Source organism: Stenotrophomonas mexicanensis (assembly GCF_032911605.1).
Lineage (GTDB): Bacteria > Pseudomonadota > Gammaproteobacteria > Xanthomonadales > Xanthomonadaceae > Stenotrophomonas > Stenotrophomonas maltophilia_A.
The window spans coordinates 47,135-62,564 of the sequence record NZ_JAWJTG010000028.1; the positions used below are offsets into that span (position 1 = coordinate 47,135).

Below are 15,430 nucleotides of genomic sequence, written 5' to 3' on the forward strand. Positions count from 1 at the left end.
CGCTTGCCGGCCCCAGTCCGGAACCCCTATGCGTCTTTCCACGATCAAGCTGTCCGGCTTCAAGTCGTTCGTCGATCCGACCACCCTGCACCTGCCGACCAACATGACCGGCGTGGTGGGGCCCAATGGCTGCGGCAAGTCGAACATCATCGACGCCGTGCGCTGGGTCATGGGCGAGAGCTCGGCCAGCCGCCTGCGCGGCGACTCGCTGACCGACGTGATCTTCTCCGGTTCCAATGCCCGCAAGCCGGTCTCGCAGGCCACCGTCGAGCTGATCTTCGACAACTCCGACCACACAATCTCGGGCGAGTACGCCTCGTTCAACGAAATCTCGGTCAAGCGCACGGTCAGCCGCGACGGCACCAGCAACTATTACCTCAACGGCACCAAGTGCCGTCGCCGCGACATCACCGACCTGTTCCTCGGCACTGGCCTGGGCCCGCGCAGCTACTCGATCATCGAGCAGGGCATGATCAGCCAGATCATCGAGGCGCGCCCGGAAGACCTGCGCGTGTACCTGGAAGAGGCGGCCGGCATCTCCAAGTACAAGGAGCGCCGCAAGGAGACCGAGACCCGCATCCGCCACACCCGCGAGAACCTGGACCGGCTGGGCGACCTGCGTGACGAGATCAGCAAGCAGCTCGAACACCTCAAGCGCCAGGCCAGGCAGGCCGAGCAGTACCAGGCGCTGCAGGAAGAGCGCCGGGTCAAGGATGCCGAGTGGAAGGCCCTGGAATTCCGCGGGTTGGACGGTCGCCTGTCCAAGCTGCGCGAGGGCCTGTCGCAGGAAGAGACCAAACTGCAGCAGCTGATCGCCGACCAGCGTGACGCCGAGGCCCGCATCGAGACCTCGCGCGTGCGCCGCGAAGAGGCCGCCGACGCGCTGAACACCGCGCAGGCCGCGGTCTACCAGGTCGGCAGCACGCTGGCGCGCGTGGAACAGCAGATCCAGCACCAGCGCGAACTGTCGCAGCGCCTGCACAAGGCGCGCGACGAGACGCGCCAGGCGTTGGCCGAACTGGGCCAGCACATCAGCGGCGACGAGGCCAAACTGCTGGTGCTGCGCGAAGCGGTGGAGGCCGCCACCCCGCAGCTGGAAGAGCTGCAGGAAGAGAACGAGATCAAGCAGGAAAGCCTGCGCGAGGCCGAGGACCGGCTGGCCAGCTGGCAGCAGCGCTGGGAGCAGCACACCTCGCAGAGTTCGGAGGCGTCGCGCGCCGGCGATGTCGAGCGCACGCGCGTGGACTACCTGGACAAGCAGATCCTCGACGCTGACCGGCGTCGCGAGGCGCTGGCCGCCGAGCGCGCCGGGCTGGACGTGGACGCGCTGGAAGAAGCCTTCGAGCAGCTGCACCTGCAGCACGACACGCAGAAGACTGCGCTGGATGAATTGAGCGAAGACGTCGAGCTGCGCAAGCAGGGCGTGGCGGCCGTGCAGGAACAGCAGCGCAATGGCCAGAACGAACTGGCCGAACTGCGCAAGCAGGCCAACGGCCTGCGCGGTCGCCTGGCCTCGCTGGAAACCCTGCAGCAGGCCGCGCTGGGCCAGGAGCAGGGCGCTGCCGTGGCGTGGCTGAAGGCGCGTGGGCTGGATTCGGCAGCGCGTGTCGGCGAACGCCTGGACGTTGATGCCGGCTGGGAAAACGCGGTGGAAAGCGCGCTGGGCCAATTGATCGAAGGCGTGCTGGTTGATGATCCGGCCAGCCTGGTCGATGCGCTCGGCGAACTTGGCGAGGGCCACATCGCACTGGTCGCCAACGATGGCGCGGACCTGAAGGTCGCGCCGACCTCGCTGGCGGCCCGCGTGCGTGGCCCGGCAGCGATCCGTCGACTGCTGGCACACCTGCACGCAGCCAAGGGCCTGTCCGAGGCGAAGGTGTTGCAGGGCAGTCTTCCGGAAGGCGATTCGATCATCACCCAGAGTGGTGAGCGCCTGGGCCAGGGCTGGCTGCGCGTATCGCGCTCCGGTGCGGCCCAGCAGGGCGCGCTGCTGCGCGAGCGCGAGATCAACGAGCTGCGCGAGCAGATCGAGCAGCTGCAGGACCGCGAGGCCGAGCTGGAAGAGCAGCTGAGTGGTTTCCGTGAGCAGTTGCAGGCGGCTGAACAGCAGCGCGAAGACGCGCAGCGTGGGCTGTACCAGGCCCATCGTGCGGTCTCTGAACTGGCTGGCCAATTGCAGGGACAGCAGGGCAAGGTGGAAGCGGCGCGTACCCGCATCGACCGCATCGAGGGCGAACTGAAGCAGCTGCAGGAAACGCTGGAAGCCAACAACGAGCAGGCACGTGAAGCGCGCTCGCGGTTGGAGAACGCGGTCAGCAGCATGGGTGACCTGGAATCGACCCGGCAGCGGCTGGAGGGCGAGCGCCGCCAGCTGACCGAGGCGCGCGACCTGGCACGCGATGCTGCACGTGCGGTCCGTGAGCGCTCGCATTCGCTGGCCCTGACCCTGGAATCGCAGCGGGCGCAGCTGGCTTCACTGAGCCAGGCGTTGGAGCGCATGGGTACCCAGCGCGGGCAGCTGGATTCGCGACTGGGCGAACTGCACTCACAGCTGGATGAAGGTGATTCGCCGGTCGAATCGCTGCAGGTCGAGCACCAGAATGCGCTGGAAGAACGCGTACGGGCCGATCGCGTGCTGACCGAGGCGCGCACGCTGCTGGACGGCATCGACGCCGAGCTGCGCAATTACGAACAGACCCGCCACCAGCGCGACGAACAGGCGCTGGCCCAGCGCGAGCGAATCTCGCAACGCAAGCTGGACCAGCAGGCGCTGGTGCTCAGCGCGGACACCCTGCAGGGCGCGGTGGAGAAGGCCGGCTTCGTGCTGCAGGACGTGCTCAACGCACTGCCCGAGGACGCCCGCCTGGGCGACTGGGAGCAGGCCGTGCACCAGATCGATGGCCGCATGCGCCGGCTGGAGCCGGTCAACCTGGCCGCCATCCACGAGTACGGCGAGGCTTCGCAACGCTCGGATTATCTGGATTCGCAGCACACCGACCTGACCACGGCGCTGGAAACCCTGGAAGATGCGATCCGCAAGATCGACCGCGAGACCCGCGGTCGTTTCAAGGACACCTTCGATCGTGTCAACGCTGGCGTGCAGGCGCTGTACCCGCGCCTGTTCGGTGGCGGCCACGCCTACCTGGAACTGACCGGTGAAGACCTGCTCGACACCGGTGTGACCATCATGGCGCGTCCGCCGGGCAAGCGTGTGTCCAGCATCTCGCTGCTGTCCGGCGGCGAGAAGGCGATGACCGCGGTGGCGCTGGTGTTCGCCATCTTCCAGCTGAACCCCGCGCCGTTCTGCCTGCTGGACGAGGTGGACGCGCCGCTGGACGAAGCCAACGTCGGCCGCCTGGCCAACATGGTCAAGGAAATGAGCGAAAAGGTGCAGTTCCTGTTCGTCAGCCACAACAAAGCGACGATGGAGGCCGCGCACCAGCTGTCGGGCGTGACCATGCGCGAGCCGGGCGTCAGCCGCCTGGTCAGCGTGGACCTGGAAGAAGCCGCGCGATTGGCGGGCGCGGCCTGACGTGCCATCCTAGTTACCTGAATGAACTAGCCGGAGAACCTATCGAATGTCCGACACGGCACTGTTGCGCATCGGCATCCTGGCCGCCGGCCTGCTGTTGATCGCCGCGATCTTCCTGTTTGGCCGTCCGAAAAAGAAGCCCCAGGGGCGCCGCGTGGAAGGCGCGGAACCGACCAGCGGCGAGCGCCGCGAACCGGTACTGGGCGAAGACGGCGTCGCCGTGGCCGATGGCCGCGTCGAACCGGGCATGGGCACGGAAGGCGAGCAGGCCGAACTTGGTCTGGGCGAAACCGACCCGGGCGCCAGTGATCTCGGCAAGCGCGCCACCCAGGATTTCGACAAGATCGTCTCCTTGTTCGTGGCTGCCCGGGCCGGCGAGCAGCTACGTGGCGAAGACATCGTGGTGGCGGCTGAGAAGACTGGCCTGGTGTTCGGCCACATGAACGTGTTCCACCGCCTGGTGGAAGGCCACCCCGAGCGCGGCCCGATTTTCTCGATGGCCAGCATCATGAAGCCGGGCAGCTTCGACATGGCCAACATCCGTGCCATGGAAACCCCGGCCATCGCCTTCTTCCTGACCCTGCCGGCGCCGCTGACCGCGCTGGACGCCTGGGAGAAGATGCTGCCGACGGTGCAGCGCATGGCTGAACTGCTGGATGGCGTGGTGCTGGATGACAGCCGCAATGCCCTGGGCCGCCAGCGCATCGCACACATCCGTGACGAGCTGCGCGCCTACGACCGCCAGCACCAGGCCCCGCCGCTGACCAAGACCCCGCGCTGGTAAGCCCCCAACTGTAGAGTCGAGCCATGCTCGACTGCCTTTCTGTAGAGTCGAGCCATGCTCGACTTGCGGATCCCAGGGTAAGCCCCAGTCGAGCATCGCTCGACTCTACAGGGTCGGCCATCCCTGACTCGCCTCTAGGGCGATCGATCGAACCACCGGCACCAGGCAAACGGATGATCGCCGAGCTGTGCCGCCAGCCCGGCGCGCACAGGATTCGCTGCGATGTACAGAGCTTGGTTTCTCAGGGACTCATCACATCGCACAGCGTGATCATGGTAACCACGCTGCCAGAGCGGCCCGTCGATGCCTATGAGTCGGCTGCAGCGGGATTTCATCATCTGGATCGACGCGGCAAGGGTTCCTGAGCGCAGTTGCATCAACCAATGCACATGATCTGGCATGACCGCCCATGCGAGGTTAAGGCATCGACCCTCCTGCTGAATCCACTGCAGGCCCGCTACAACGACGGCGGCCTGGTGTGGATCATCAAAGTGCCGATGGCGCTGGTGAGTGACGGTGGTGATCGCGTAGACGTTCCGCAGTTGCGACCAACGGCCTCTCAGGAGACGTGGACTGGGCATGCCTCAGCATTGGCTGGCCGAGGCAGCTTGGATATCGCTTGAGTGCGGTAAGGCTTGTAGGGAAGGCCCCAGTCGAGCATGGCTCGACTCTACAGGGGCCCAGGTCGGCACCCACAACAGTAGATCCACGCCATGCGTGGATGGGGCGAACCAAGGTTCGCCCCATCCAACAGGATCAGGCCGGTACGCCGGCCACCTTCGCGAACGCATGGCGGAACGCGGCCATTTCTTCTTCGGTGCCGACGGTCACGCGCACGCGCTGTGGCCAGATCGGCCAGCTGCGTCCGATCACCACGCCGTTGTCCGCCATCGCCTTGGCGAACGCGCTGCCATCGCGTTGCACGTCGACCACGAAGCAGTTCGCTTCCGACGGCAGGCAGCTGAAACCACGCTTGCCCAGCCATGCGATGGTAGCCTGGCGCACCTTGGCATTCTGCAGGCGGCGCTGTGGAATCAACTGCGGATCGCGCAGGCTGGCCAGTGCCGCCGCCAGCGCCGGCACCGGCAGCGGGTTGTCGCCGAGGCTGGCCAGCTCGCGCAGGCGGTCTGGATGTGCGGTCGCCACGCCCAGGCGCAGGCCGGCCATGCCATATAGCTTGGAGAACGTGCGCAATACGATCAGGTCATCGCGCTGCGCCACCTGCGCGATCAGGCTCGGCTGTTCGCTGTACTGCAGATACGCCTCGTCCAACAGCACGCGGGTGGAAGCGGGCTTGTGGGCCAGCAGCCAGGCGAGCTCATCTGGTGGGCTGATCGAGCCGGTCGGGTTGTTCGGGTTGCACACATACAGCAGCCCGGTCGGGCGTGCGTGTGCGGCGGCGACCATCGCACGCAGGTCGTGTGCACCGTCCTCGCGCAGCGGCACTTTCTGCACGTGTGCACCGTGTGCGGCGGCGACCTCGCCGAGCGTCTCGAAGGTCGGGTCGGCCACCGCCAGCCCCGCCTGCGGGCCGGTCCACAGCGTGGCAGCGCGGTTCAGTGGTTCGCTGGAGCCCGGATAGAGGCGCATATGGTCGGCCGGAATGCCGGCCTGCTCGATGAACGCATCGCGCACCTGGCCCGCCAGTTCGAAGCGGTAGCGGCCGCAGCTGGCGATGCTGTCGCGCGCCGCCTGCTGGGCTGCGGGCGAGGGGCCGTACGGGCATTCGTTGAAGTTCAGTAGTACGGCGCCTTCGGCAGGGGCTGGGGCGGCGGCTGTCGCGGGTTGGGCATGGCCGAGCTGCGGCAGGCCGGTGCCGGCGACGGCGAGGCCAGCACCGGCCAGTTGCAGGAAGCGTCGACGGGAAGCGGGCAGGGGCACGGGTAGGATTCCGAAGGGCGACCGTCGCACGCTAGCGCCGGTGGGCACGGGCGGCAAGCTGCTCTTCTGCGGAGTCGAACCATGTTCGACTGTAGATGTGCCAACCAAGGTTGGCACCTACCAGAGCTGGGGAGTGGTTGGCACCTACCAGAGCGGGAGGGTGGTTGGCACGTACCAGGATGGGGGAGTGGTTGGCACCTGCCAGAGCGAGGGAGCACCAGACGAGCAAGCTCGACGCTACAAAGGCGGGAGCGTTACAGGGCCTGACGGTCGGGCGCGGTAGAATCCCCGGCCATCCCAGAACCACCGGATCCCGATGAGCCCCAGCCCCGCCGAACGCGCCGAAGACCTTCGCCGGCAGATCGCCCAGGCCAACCGCGCCTACCATGAGCTGGACGCGCCGGAGATCCCCGACGTCGACTACGACCGGATGGTGCGCGAGCTGGAAGCGCTGGAGCGCGAGCATCCGGAGCTGGCCCGTGCCGACAGCCCGACCCAGCAGGTCGGTGCGCGCCCGTCCGGCCGCTTCCCGGAAGTGCGCCACGCGGTGCCGATGCTGTCGCTGTCCAATGCCTTCAGTGACGAGGAAGTGGCGGATTTCGTACGCCGCATCGACGAGCGCCTGGGCCGTCGCAGCCTGCGGTTCTCGGCCGAGCCGAAGATGGACGGCCTGGCGATCAGCCTGCGCTACCAGGACGGTCATTTCGTACTCGGCGCAACCCGCGGTGATGGCAGTACCGGCGAGGACGTGACGGCCAACCTGCGCGAGATCGGTGACATTCCCAAGCGCCTGCACGGCAAGGACTGGCCGGATGTGCTGGAAGTACGTGGCGAGGTCTACATGGCCCGCGCCGACTTCGAGGCCTACAACGAGCGTGCGCGCCAGCAGGGCGGCAAGGTGCTGGCCAATCCGCGCAACGCGGCGGCCGGTTCGCTGCGCCAGCTCGATCCGAAGATCAGTGCCCAGCGCCGGCTGAGTTTCTTCGCCTACGGCACCGGCGAAGTGCAGGGCGGCGAGCTGCCCGACACCCATTCGGGCACGCTGGCCCAGCTCGGTGCCTGGGGCTTCCCGGTCAGTGAGCTGTGCAAGGTGGTGGAAGGCACCGACGGCCTGCTCGGCTACTACCGCGATATCGGTGAGCGCCGCGATGGCCTGCCGTTCGATATCGATGGTGTGGTCTACAAGCTGGATGACCGCGCCGGCCAGCAGGCCATGGGCTTCGTTTCGCGTGCGCCGCGCTGGGCCATCGCGCACAAGTTCCCCGCGCAGGAACAGAGCACTACGGTAGAGGCGATCGAGATCCAGATCGGCCGCACCGGTGCTGCCACACCGGTCGCGCGGCTGGCACCGGTGGCGGTGGCCGGCGTGATCGTGTCCAACGCCACGTTGCACAACGCCGACCAGATCGCACGCCTGGATGTGCGCGTGGGCGACAGCGTGATCGTGCGCCGCGCCGGTGATGTGATTCCGGAAGTGGTCAGCGTCATCCTCGACCGCCGCCCGCAGGGCACTACGCCGTGGCAGATGCCGACGCGCTGCCCGGTGTGCGGCTCGGAAATCGTGCGCGAGGAAGGTGCAGCCGCATGGCGCTGCTCGGGCGAGCTGTCCTGCCCGGCGCAGCGCAAGGAGGCCATTGCCCATTTTGCTTCGCGTCGTGCAATGGATATCGACGGCCTCGGCGACAAGTACATCGAAACCCTGGTCGACGCCGGCATCGTCAGAAGCGTGGCCGATCTGTACCGGCTCAACCGTGACCAGCTGCTGCATCTGAAGCTGGTGCTGGATGCCGAGGACCCTTCCGCACTGGCGGCTGCGCTGAAGCTGCACCTGCCCGCCGAAGGCAGTGGTGCGGTGCTAAATGCGGTGCTCAAGCTGGATGGCAACGATCCGGGCTGGCGAGCACAGGCGCTGGCACAGCCGGCCAGCTTCGAATGGAACACGAAGAAGATCGCCACCAAGTGGGCCGACAACCTGATCGCGGCGATCGACGCCAGCCGTGCGGCCACGCTGGAGCGCCTGCTGTTCGCGCTTGGCATCGAGCACGTGGGTGAGAGCACGGCCAAGGCGCTGGCGCAGTGGTTTGGTGACCTGGAGCTGATCCGCCACCTGCCGTGGCCGTTGTTCAAGCGTGTGCCGGACATCGGCGGCGAAGTGGCGCGTTCGCTGGGCCACTTCTTCGAGCAGCAGGGCAACCAGCAGGCCATCGATGACCTGCTACAGGTCGGTCAGGTGCGCATCAGCGATGTGCATGCGCCCAGTGCCAAGCTGCGCGAAGGGCTGGATCTGGCGCAGCTGCTGGTCGAATCGGAAATCCCTGGCATCACCCGCCTGCGCGCCGAAAAACTGGTCGCTGCGCTTTCCGGCGCGCAAGCAGTGCTCGACGCCGAGCATGGCCAGTTCGTCAACGCCGGCCTGCCCGATGACACTGCACGCGGCCTGGCTGCGTGGCTCGATGCAGATGGCCATGGCGCGATGTTGCTGGCGGCCGAGAAGGCGATGCAGCAGATCCTGGCCAAGGCGCCGGCGCTGGCCGAGATCGTAGCCGGCCCGCTGGATGGGCAGACCGTGGTGCTGACCGGCACCCTGGCCCAGCTCACCCGCGATGCCGCCAAGGAACGCCTGGAAGCGCTGGGTGCCAAGGTCTCCGGCAGCGTGTCGAAGAAGACCAGCTTCGTGGTGGCCGGTACCGAGGCCGGCTCCAAGCTGGACAAGGCGCAGTCGCTGGGCGTGCCGGTATGGGACGAAGACCGCCTGCTGGCCTACCTCGCCGAACACGAATGATGACCCCGCCGGGTGCCTGGCGCCCGGCATGAAACACAAAGGAACACCGATGCAGACCGCTCCGCTGGATTTCCGCCTGGCCACCCGTGCCGACGAAGAACTGTTGATCGCGTTGATGCGCGAGTTCTATGCCGAAGACAAGATCGACTTCGACGACGCGCGCGTGCGTCGCGGCGTGGACGCGCTGCTGGCCGATCCGCGCAATGGCGAGGTGCTGCTGTGGCTGGACGAGGCCGCCGAGGTGGTGGGCTACGCAGTGATCGCGATGAGTTTCAGTCTGGAGCAGGGCGGCCACTTCATGCTGCTGGACGAGCTGTACCTGAGCTACCGCGCGCGCGGCCGCGGCCGCGGCAAGCAGGCGCTGGCCATCTGCGAACAGCGCGCTCGCGGGCGTGGCGTCAGCCGCCTGCGGCTGGAAGTGAACCACCACAACGAACTGGCCCGGCGCCTGTACCTGGCCAGTGGCTACATCGATGACACCCGCGATCTGCTGACCCTGCCGCTGGATCATCCGCGCCCGGAGGGCATCCTGTGAGCGAGGCCCTGCTGCGCGCGCTGCAGCAGCGTGCCGCGCTCAACGCGCTGGTGCGCCGCTTCTTCGCCGATCGCGATGTGCTGGAGGTGGAGACGCCGATCCTGTCGGTGGCCGGCAACACCGAGCCGAACATCGACAGCTTCCATACCGATTTCACCGGCCATGTCGATGCCGGTGGCCGCCGCCGCTGGCTGCGTACCTCGCCGGAGTATCCGCTCAAGCGCCTGCTGGCGGCGGGCGTGGGTGACTGTTACGAACTGGGCCGGGTGTTCCGCAACGGCGAGGCGGGCAGCCGCCACAATCCGGAATTCACCATGCTGGAGTGGTACCGGGTCGGTTGGGACCACCATCGCCTGGTGCAGGAAACCGCCGAGCTGGTCGGCCAGGCGCTGGCCCTGGTCGGGCGCAGTGCGACGCTGCGTGTGCTCAGTTACCGCGAGCTGTTCCAGCAGTACGTGGGTGTGGATCCGTTCGATGCCGACGAGGCCGCGCTGCGTGCCGCGCTGGGCGAGGTACATATCGACCCGGTCGGGCTGACCCGCGATGACTGGTTGGATCTGCTGATGACCCATCATATCCAGCCGCATTTCGATGACGCGGTGATGACCGTGGTCCATGATTGGCCTGCCAGCCAGGCCGCACTGGCGCGCATTCGAGCCGGCACGCCGCCGCTGGCCGAGCGTTTCGAGCTTTATCTGGGGGCCGTGGAACTGGCCAACGGCTATCACGAACTGAACGACGCGCACGAACAGCGTGCGCGATTCCAGCGTGACCTGCAGCGCCGCCATGAGCGGGGCCAGGTGCAACCGTCCGTGGATGAGGCGCTGCTGTCGGCGTTGCCGTCGATGCCTGCCTGCGCTGGCGTGGCGGTGGGTGTCGATCGGTTGTTGATGGCGATGAGCCGCACGCCGCATATCGCCGATGTGCTGGCCTACGACTTCGCCCACGCGTGAGCGCGGTGCGCACGTTCCTGAACATCGAAGACTGAACGGAATTTCGCGTTTCCGCGCTTGCTTCGGCAAGCAGGATGATGCTCTTATCACGGCAGATGCCGGACACTGGCACGCAGTTCATCCATTCCTGCTGGGGAAGGCTTTGGTCAAGTGGTTTGCGGTTGTCGCTGCACCGGTGTACTCCATCGCGCTCTGGGGTGCCTGGCTGCCGTCATCGGCGTCGGCCCAGCAGGCGGGCTATGACGGCGAAGTGGTGACCTGCGAATCGCGCGACATGGGCTGGGTGCATTGCGATATCGACGTCAGCAATGGCATCGACCTTGTGCGCCAGTTGTCCAGCAACAGTTGCATCCGTGGCAGCGAATGGGGCACCGACCGCAGTGGCGTGTGGGTCACCCTTGGCTGCCGCGCCGAGTTCCGTGCGCGTCGTGCGGAAGGTGCAGCGCCTGCGGCAACGGAAGGCAAGCGCCTGGTCCGCCGTGTGGTGCGCTGCGAATCCAATGGCCGCCCGCAGAGTTGCCCGGTGCGCCTGGACGGGGCGCCGGTGCGCCTGTTGCGCCAGCTGTCGGTGCTTCCGTGCCGCGAAGGGCAGGGCTGGGGCTACAAGCGCAATGAAGTCTGGACCAGCCGCGGTTGCCAGGGCGATTTCGAAGTGGCTGACGAGGACGGCCGTTTTGTCGACGTGCCACGCCGCCTGACCTGCGAGTCGAAGTCGAAGAAGCGCCGCTTCTGTGGGGCGAGCATTTCGGTCGGCGCGGTCGTTACCGAGCAGTTGTCCAGCACCCCGTGCGAGGAAGGCAACACCTGGGGCTGGAACCGCAACGGGATCTGGGTGGACGGCGGCTGCCGCGCCGAATTCTCGGTGAATTGAGCCCGGGCAGGCTCCAACCACGCGGGGCGTGGCCCTACAATGGGCCCATGAACACTGCCTCCGACATCGACTACGCCCGTTATGACCACATCCGCCCGATCCTCTGGACCGGCGATGCCCTGCAACTGCTGGACCAGCGCAAGCTGCCGTTCGTGGTCGAGCACGTGGTCTGCCATGACAGTGACGAAGTTGCCAGCGCCATTCACGCGCTGACCGTGCGTGGCGCGCCGGCGATCGGCATTGCCGCAGCCTGGGGTGTGGTGCTGGCGGCGCGGGACGTGCAGGCCGCTGATGGCGCGCATGCGCTTCAGCAGTTGGAGCCGGCGCTGCAGCGCCTGAACGCATCGCGCCCGACCGCCGTCAATCTGGCCTGGGCGCTGGCGCGCATGCGTCGCTGCCTGAACGTCGCCGGCGGCGACTGGAAGGCCCTGCTGGAAGCTGAAGCGCAGGCCATTGCCGAGGAGGACCTGGCCGCCAACCGCCACATGGGCGCGCTGGGCGCGGGCCTGATCGAGGCCGGCAGCGGCGTGCTGACCCACTGCAACACCGGCTCGCTGGCCACCGCCGGCTTCGGCACGGCACTGGGCGTGATCCGTGCCGGCATGGCCCAGCACCGCATCGCCCGCGTGTTCGCCGGCGAGACCCGTCCGTGGCTGCAGGGCGCACGCCTGACCGTGTGGGAACTGCAGCAGGATGGCATCGACGCCACCCTGATCGCCGATTCGGCGGCCTCGCACCTGATGAAGACCGGTGCGGTGCAATGGGTGATCGTCGGTGCAGACCGCATCTGCGCCAACGGCGATACCGCCAACAAGATCGGCACCTATCAGCTGGCCATCGCCGCTCGCCACCACGGGGTCAAGTTCATGGTGGTGGCGCCGTCCTCGACCGTGGACATGGAGACCGTGGATGGCAGCCAGATCGAGATCGAGCAGCGCGACCCGGGCGAGCTGTACGGCGTGGGCGGTACCCGCACCGTGGCCGAAGGCATCGCCGCCTGGAACCCGGTGTTCGACGTCACCCCGGGTGAACTGATCGACGCCATCGTGACCGAGCGCGGGGTGATCCTGAACCCGACCATCGAGAACATGCGCGCCGCCTTTGGTGGCTGAGGCACAGGGGAGGGGGCAGCGTGACCTCCGCCCCGGTAGTGCCGGCCGCTGGCCGGCACCCCCCTAAGTTCCTGATTTGTGCCGGTAAAATCCCCGTAAATGGAGGCAGGGAACGGCCTGTTGTGGTAGTATCCACAGGTTGAATCGAGGTTCCGGCACGACCCCCTCCCGCAGAGGGCTGCGCCGGACTGGACCGCTACCAGACAACGGAACCCGAATGGCAGAAAACGCCAAGGAAATCATCCAGGTCAACCTGGAAGACGAGATGCGCAAGAGCTACCTCGATTACGCCATGAGCGTGATCGTGGGCCGCGCGCTCCCGGATGCGCGCGATGGCCTCAAGCCGGTGCATCGCCGCGTGCTGTTCGCGATGAACGAACTCAACGCGCACAGCAACAAGCCCTACTTCAAGTCGGCGCGTATCGTCGGTGACGTCATCGGTAAGTACCACCCGCATGGCGATCAGTCGGTGTACGACACGCTGGTGCGCCTGGCACAGCCGTTCTCGCTGCGTTACATGCTGGTCGATGGCCAGGGTAACTTCGGCTCGATCGATGGCGACTCCGCCGCGGCGATGCGATACACCGAAGCGCGCATGTCGCGCCTCGCGCATGAGCTGATGGCGGACATCGACAAGGAAACCGTCGATTTCCAGCCCAACTACGACGAGAAGGAGCTGGAGCCGACGGTCATGCCGACCCGGTTCCCGAACCTGCTGGTCAACGGTTCGGCCGGTATCGCGGTGGGCATGGCCACCAACATCCCGCCGCACAACCTGAGCGAATCGATCAACGCCTGCATCGCGCTGATTGATAATCCGGAAATCGATGTCGACGGCCTGATGGAGTACATCCCGGGCCCGGATTTCCCGACTGCCGGCATCATCAATGGCACTGCCGGCATCGTCGCCGGCTATCGCACCGGCCGCGGCCGTGTGCGCATCCGTGCCAAGGCCGATATCGAAGTGGCCGACAACGGCCGCGAATCGATCATCGTCACCGAAATTCCTTACCAGGTGAACAAGGCGCGTCTGATCGAGAAGATCGCCGAGCTGGTCAAGGAAAAGAAGATCGAAGGCATCAGCGAGCTGCGCGATGAGTCCGACAAGGACGGCATGCGCATCTACATCGAGATCAAGCGCGGTGAATCTGCCGAGGTTGTGCTGAACAACCTGTATCAGCAGACCCAGATGGAATCGGTGTTCGGCATCAACATGGTGGCGCTGGTCGATGGCCGCCCGCAGTTGATGAACCTCAAGCAGATGCTGGAGGCGTTCGTCCGCCACCGTCGCGAAGTGGTCACCCGCCGCACCGTGTTCGAGCTGCGCAAGGCGCGCGCCCGTGCCCACGTGCTGGAAGGCCTGACCGTTGCGCTGGCCAACATCGACGAGATGATCGAGCTGATCAAGACCTCGCCGAACCCGAATGAAGCACGCGAGCGCATGCTGGCGCGCGTGTGGGAGCCCGGCCTGGTCGGTGCGATGCTGGGTGCCGCCGGTGCCGAAGCCTCGCGTCCGGAAGACCTGCCCAAGGGCGTGGGCCTGATCGAGGGCGGCTACCAGCTGACCGAGATCCAGGCCACCCAGATCCTGGAAATGCGCCTGCACCGCCTGACCGGGCTGGAGCAGGACCGCCTGACCGACGAGTACAAGCAGCTGCTGGAAGTGATCGCCGGGCTGATCCACATCCTGGAAGATCCCGACCGTCTGCTGCAGGTGATCCGCGAGGAACTGGTCAACGTCAAGGCCGAGTTCGGCGACGAGCGTCGTACCGAAATCCGCCACAGCGAAGAAGATCTCGACATCCTCGACCTGATCGCGCCGGAAGACGTGGTGGTCACCGTGTCGCATGCCGGTTACGTGAAGCGGCAGCCGGTGAGCGTGTACCGCGCACAGCGCCGTGGCGGCCGCGGCCGCAGTGCGGCAGCGACCAAGGAAGAAGATTTCATCGAACAGCTGTGGCTGGTCAACACGCACGATACGCTGCTGACCTTCACCAGCTCGGGCAAGGTGTTCTGGCTGCCGGTCTACCAGCTGCCCGAAGCCGGTTCGAATGCCCGCGGCCGTCCGATCATCAACTGGATCCCGCTGGAGCCGGGCGAACGCGTGCAGGCCGTGCTGCCGGTGCGCGAATACGCCGATGGCCAGTTCGTGTTCTTCGCCACCAAGAACGGTACGGTCAAGAAGACCCCGCTGGGCGAGTTCGCCTTCCGTCTGGCGCGCGGCAAGATCGCAATCAATCTGGACGAGGGCGATGCTCTGGTTGGCGTCGGCCTGACCGACGGCGAGCGCGACATCCTGCTGTTCGCCTCCAACGGCAAGACCGTGCGCTTCGGTGAAGACAAGGTCCGCTCGATGGGCCGGACCGCAACCGGCGTGCGTGGCATCAAGATGCCGGCCGGCGAGGAAGTGGTCAGCCTGATCGTGGCCGAGAGTGCCGGTGGCAGCGAGGACGAGAACGAGGACGACAACGGTGTCGAGGAAACCGCAGCCAATGGCGATGCGGTGATCGACGGCGCCGATGACGCCAGCGTGCAGTACATCCTCACCGCCACCGAGAACGGCTACGGCAAGCGCACCCCGCTGCCGGACTACCCGCGCAAGGGCCGTGGTACGCAGGGCGTGATCGGCATCCAGACCACCGAGCGCAACGGCAAGCTGGTCGCCGCAGTGCTGATGGGCTCCAGCGACGAAGTGCTGCTGATCTCCGATGGTGGCACCCTGGTGCGTACGCGTGGCTCGGAAATCAGCCGTGTCGGCCGCAACACCCAGGGCGTGACCCTGATCCGCCTGTCCAAGGACGAGAAGCTGCAGGCGGTGGAGCGCATGGATGCCTCGATCGACGAGGACGAGGACGAGGTGGCCGTCGCTGCCCCGGCCGCGACCGACGGCGCACCGGCTGCTGCCAGCAGCGAGGACGCCGCGCAGGAGTGATCCTGCCACGAGCCTGAGGTACCCGACGACGCCGGCCCTGTGCCGGCG

Annotated in this window: 10 protein-coding genes; 8 read left to right on the top strand and 2 right to left on the bottom strand. The window is 66.6% G+C overall.

Annotated features, from left to right (window positions below; translation table 11 throughout):
- The first annotated feature begins 28 nt into the window (after positions 1 to 28).
- Positions 29 to 3,532 carry a chromosome segregation protein SMC gene (smc, locus tag R1L06_RS13270; protein ID WP_317217919.1) on the top strand — a complete coding sequence of 1,168 codons (3,504 nt, stop codon included), beginning with the start codon at positions 29 to 31 and terminating at the stop codon, positions 3,530 to 3,532.
- Between the two features lie 46 nt (positions 3,533 to 3,578).
- A complete protein-coding gene (gene zipA, locus R1L06_RS13275; RefSeq protein ID WP_006376490.1) occupies positions 3,579 to 4,316 on the top strand; it encodes a cell division protein ZipA in 738 nt (245 codons plus the stop codon).
- 134 nt (positions 4,317 to 4,450) lie between these two features.
- Here zipA and R1L06_RS13280 read toward each other — a convergent pair whose 3' ends face one another.
- Complete coding sequence (locus tag R1L06_RS13280) at positions 4,451 to 4,897, bottom strand: REP-associated tyrosine transposase (RefSeq protein ID WP_317217920.1); 447 nt, start codon at positions 4,895 to 4,897, stop codon at positions 4,451 to 4,453.
- 175 nt (positions 4,898 to 5,072) lie between these two features.
- Positions 5,073 to 6,197, bottom strand: coding sequence for a pyridoxal phosphate-dependent aminotransferase (locus R1L06_RS13285; protein WP_317217921.1), 1,125 nt, complete (start codon positions 6,195 to 6,197; stop codon positions 5,073 to 5,075).
- 310 nt (positions 6,198 to 6,507) lie between these two features.
- On the opposite strand from R1L06_RS13285, the gene ligA reads away from it, so the two are divergent.
- The 6 genes from ligA to gyrA all read left to right on the top strand — a co-directional run bounded on the left by ligA (position 6,508) and on the right by gyrA (position 15,382).
- Entirely contained in the window at positions 6,508 to 8,979 is a 2,472-nt protein-coding gene (gene ligA, locus R1L06_RS13290; RefSeq protein WP_317217925.1) for an NAD-dependent DNA ligase LigA, read from the top strand.
- 49 nt (positions 8,980 to 9,028) lie between these two features.
- Positions 9,029 to 9,514 (top strand): GNAT family N-acetyltransferase, encoded by a 486-nt coding sequence (locus R1L06_RS13295; protein ID WP_317217922.1) that lies wholly within the window; start codon positions 9,029 to 9,031, stop codon positions 9,512 to 9,514.
- Positions 9,511 to 10,467 carry an EF-P lysine aminoacylase EpmA gene (gene epmA, locus R1L06_RS13300; protein WP_317217923.1) on the top strand — a complete coding sequence of 319 codons (957 nt, stop codon included), beginning with the start codon at positions 9,511 to 9,513 and terminating at the stop codon, positions 10,465 to 10,467. Before R1L06_RS13295 ends, epmA begins: the two co-directional genes overlap by 4 nt.
- 142 nt (positions 10,468 to 10,609) lie before the next feature.
- The gene (locus tag R1L06_RS13305; protein ID WP_032127686.1) at positions 10,610 to 11,338 is read left to right on the top strand and encodes a DUF3011 domain-containing protein; all 729 of its coding nucleotides are present in this window, start codon (positions 10,610 to 10,612) and stop codon (positions 11,336 to 11,338) included.
- Between the two features lie 47 nt (positions 11,339 to 11,385).
- Positions 11,386 to 12,450 carry an S-methyl-5-thioribose-1-phosphate isomerase gene (mtnA, locus tag R1L06_RS13310; RefSeq protein ID WP_293792773.1) on the top strand — a complete coding sequence of 355 codons (1,065 nt, stop codon included), beginning with the start codon at positions 11,386 to 11,388 and terminating at the stop codon, positions 12,448 to 12,450.
- A gap of 217 nt (positions 12,451 to 12,667) precedes the next feature.
- The gene (gyrA, locus tag R1L06_RS13315; RefSeq protein WP_049400193.1) at positions 12,668 to 15,382 is read left to right on the top strand and encodes a DNA gyrase subunit A; all 2,715 of its coding nucleotides are present in this window, start codon (positions 12,668 to 12,670) and stop codon (positions 15,380 to 15,382) included.
- Positions 15,383 to 15,430 lie beyond the last annotated feature (48 nt).

What these genes read in the sequence shown, in the direction of transcription:
- smc (WP_317217919.1), top strand. Translation starts at nt 29, where the DNA reads ATGCGTCTTTCCACGATCAAGCTGTCCGGCTTCAAGTCGTTCGTCGAT.
- zipA (WP_006376490.1), top strand. Translation starts at nt 3,579, where the DNA reads ATGTCCGACACGGCACTGTTGCGCATCGGCATCCTGGCCGCCGGCCTG.
- R1L06_RS13280 (WP_317217920.1), bottom strand. Translation starts at nt 4,897, where the DNA reads ATGCCCAGTCCACGTCTCCTGAGAGGCCGTTGGTCGCAACTGCGGAAC.
- R1L06_RS13295 (WP_317217922.1), top strand. Translation starts at nt 9,029, where the DNA reads ATGCAGACCGCTCCGCTGGATTTCCGCCTGGCCACCCGTGCCGACGAA.
- mtnA (WP_293792773.1), top strand. Translation starts at nt 11,386, where the DNA reads ATGAACACTGCCTCCGACATCGACTACGCCCGTTATGACCACATCCGC.
- gyrA (WP_049400193.1), top strand. Translation starts at nt 12,668, where the DNA reads ATGGCAGAAAACGCCAAGGAAATCATCCAGGTCAACCTGGAAGACGAG.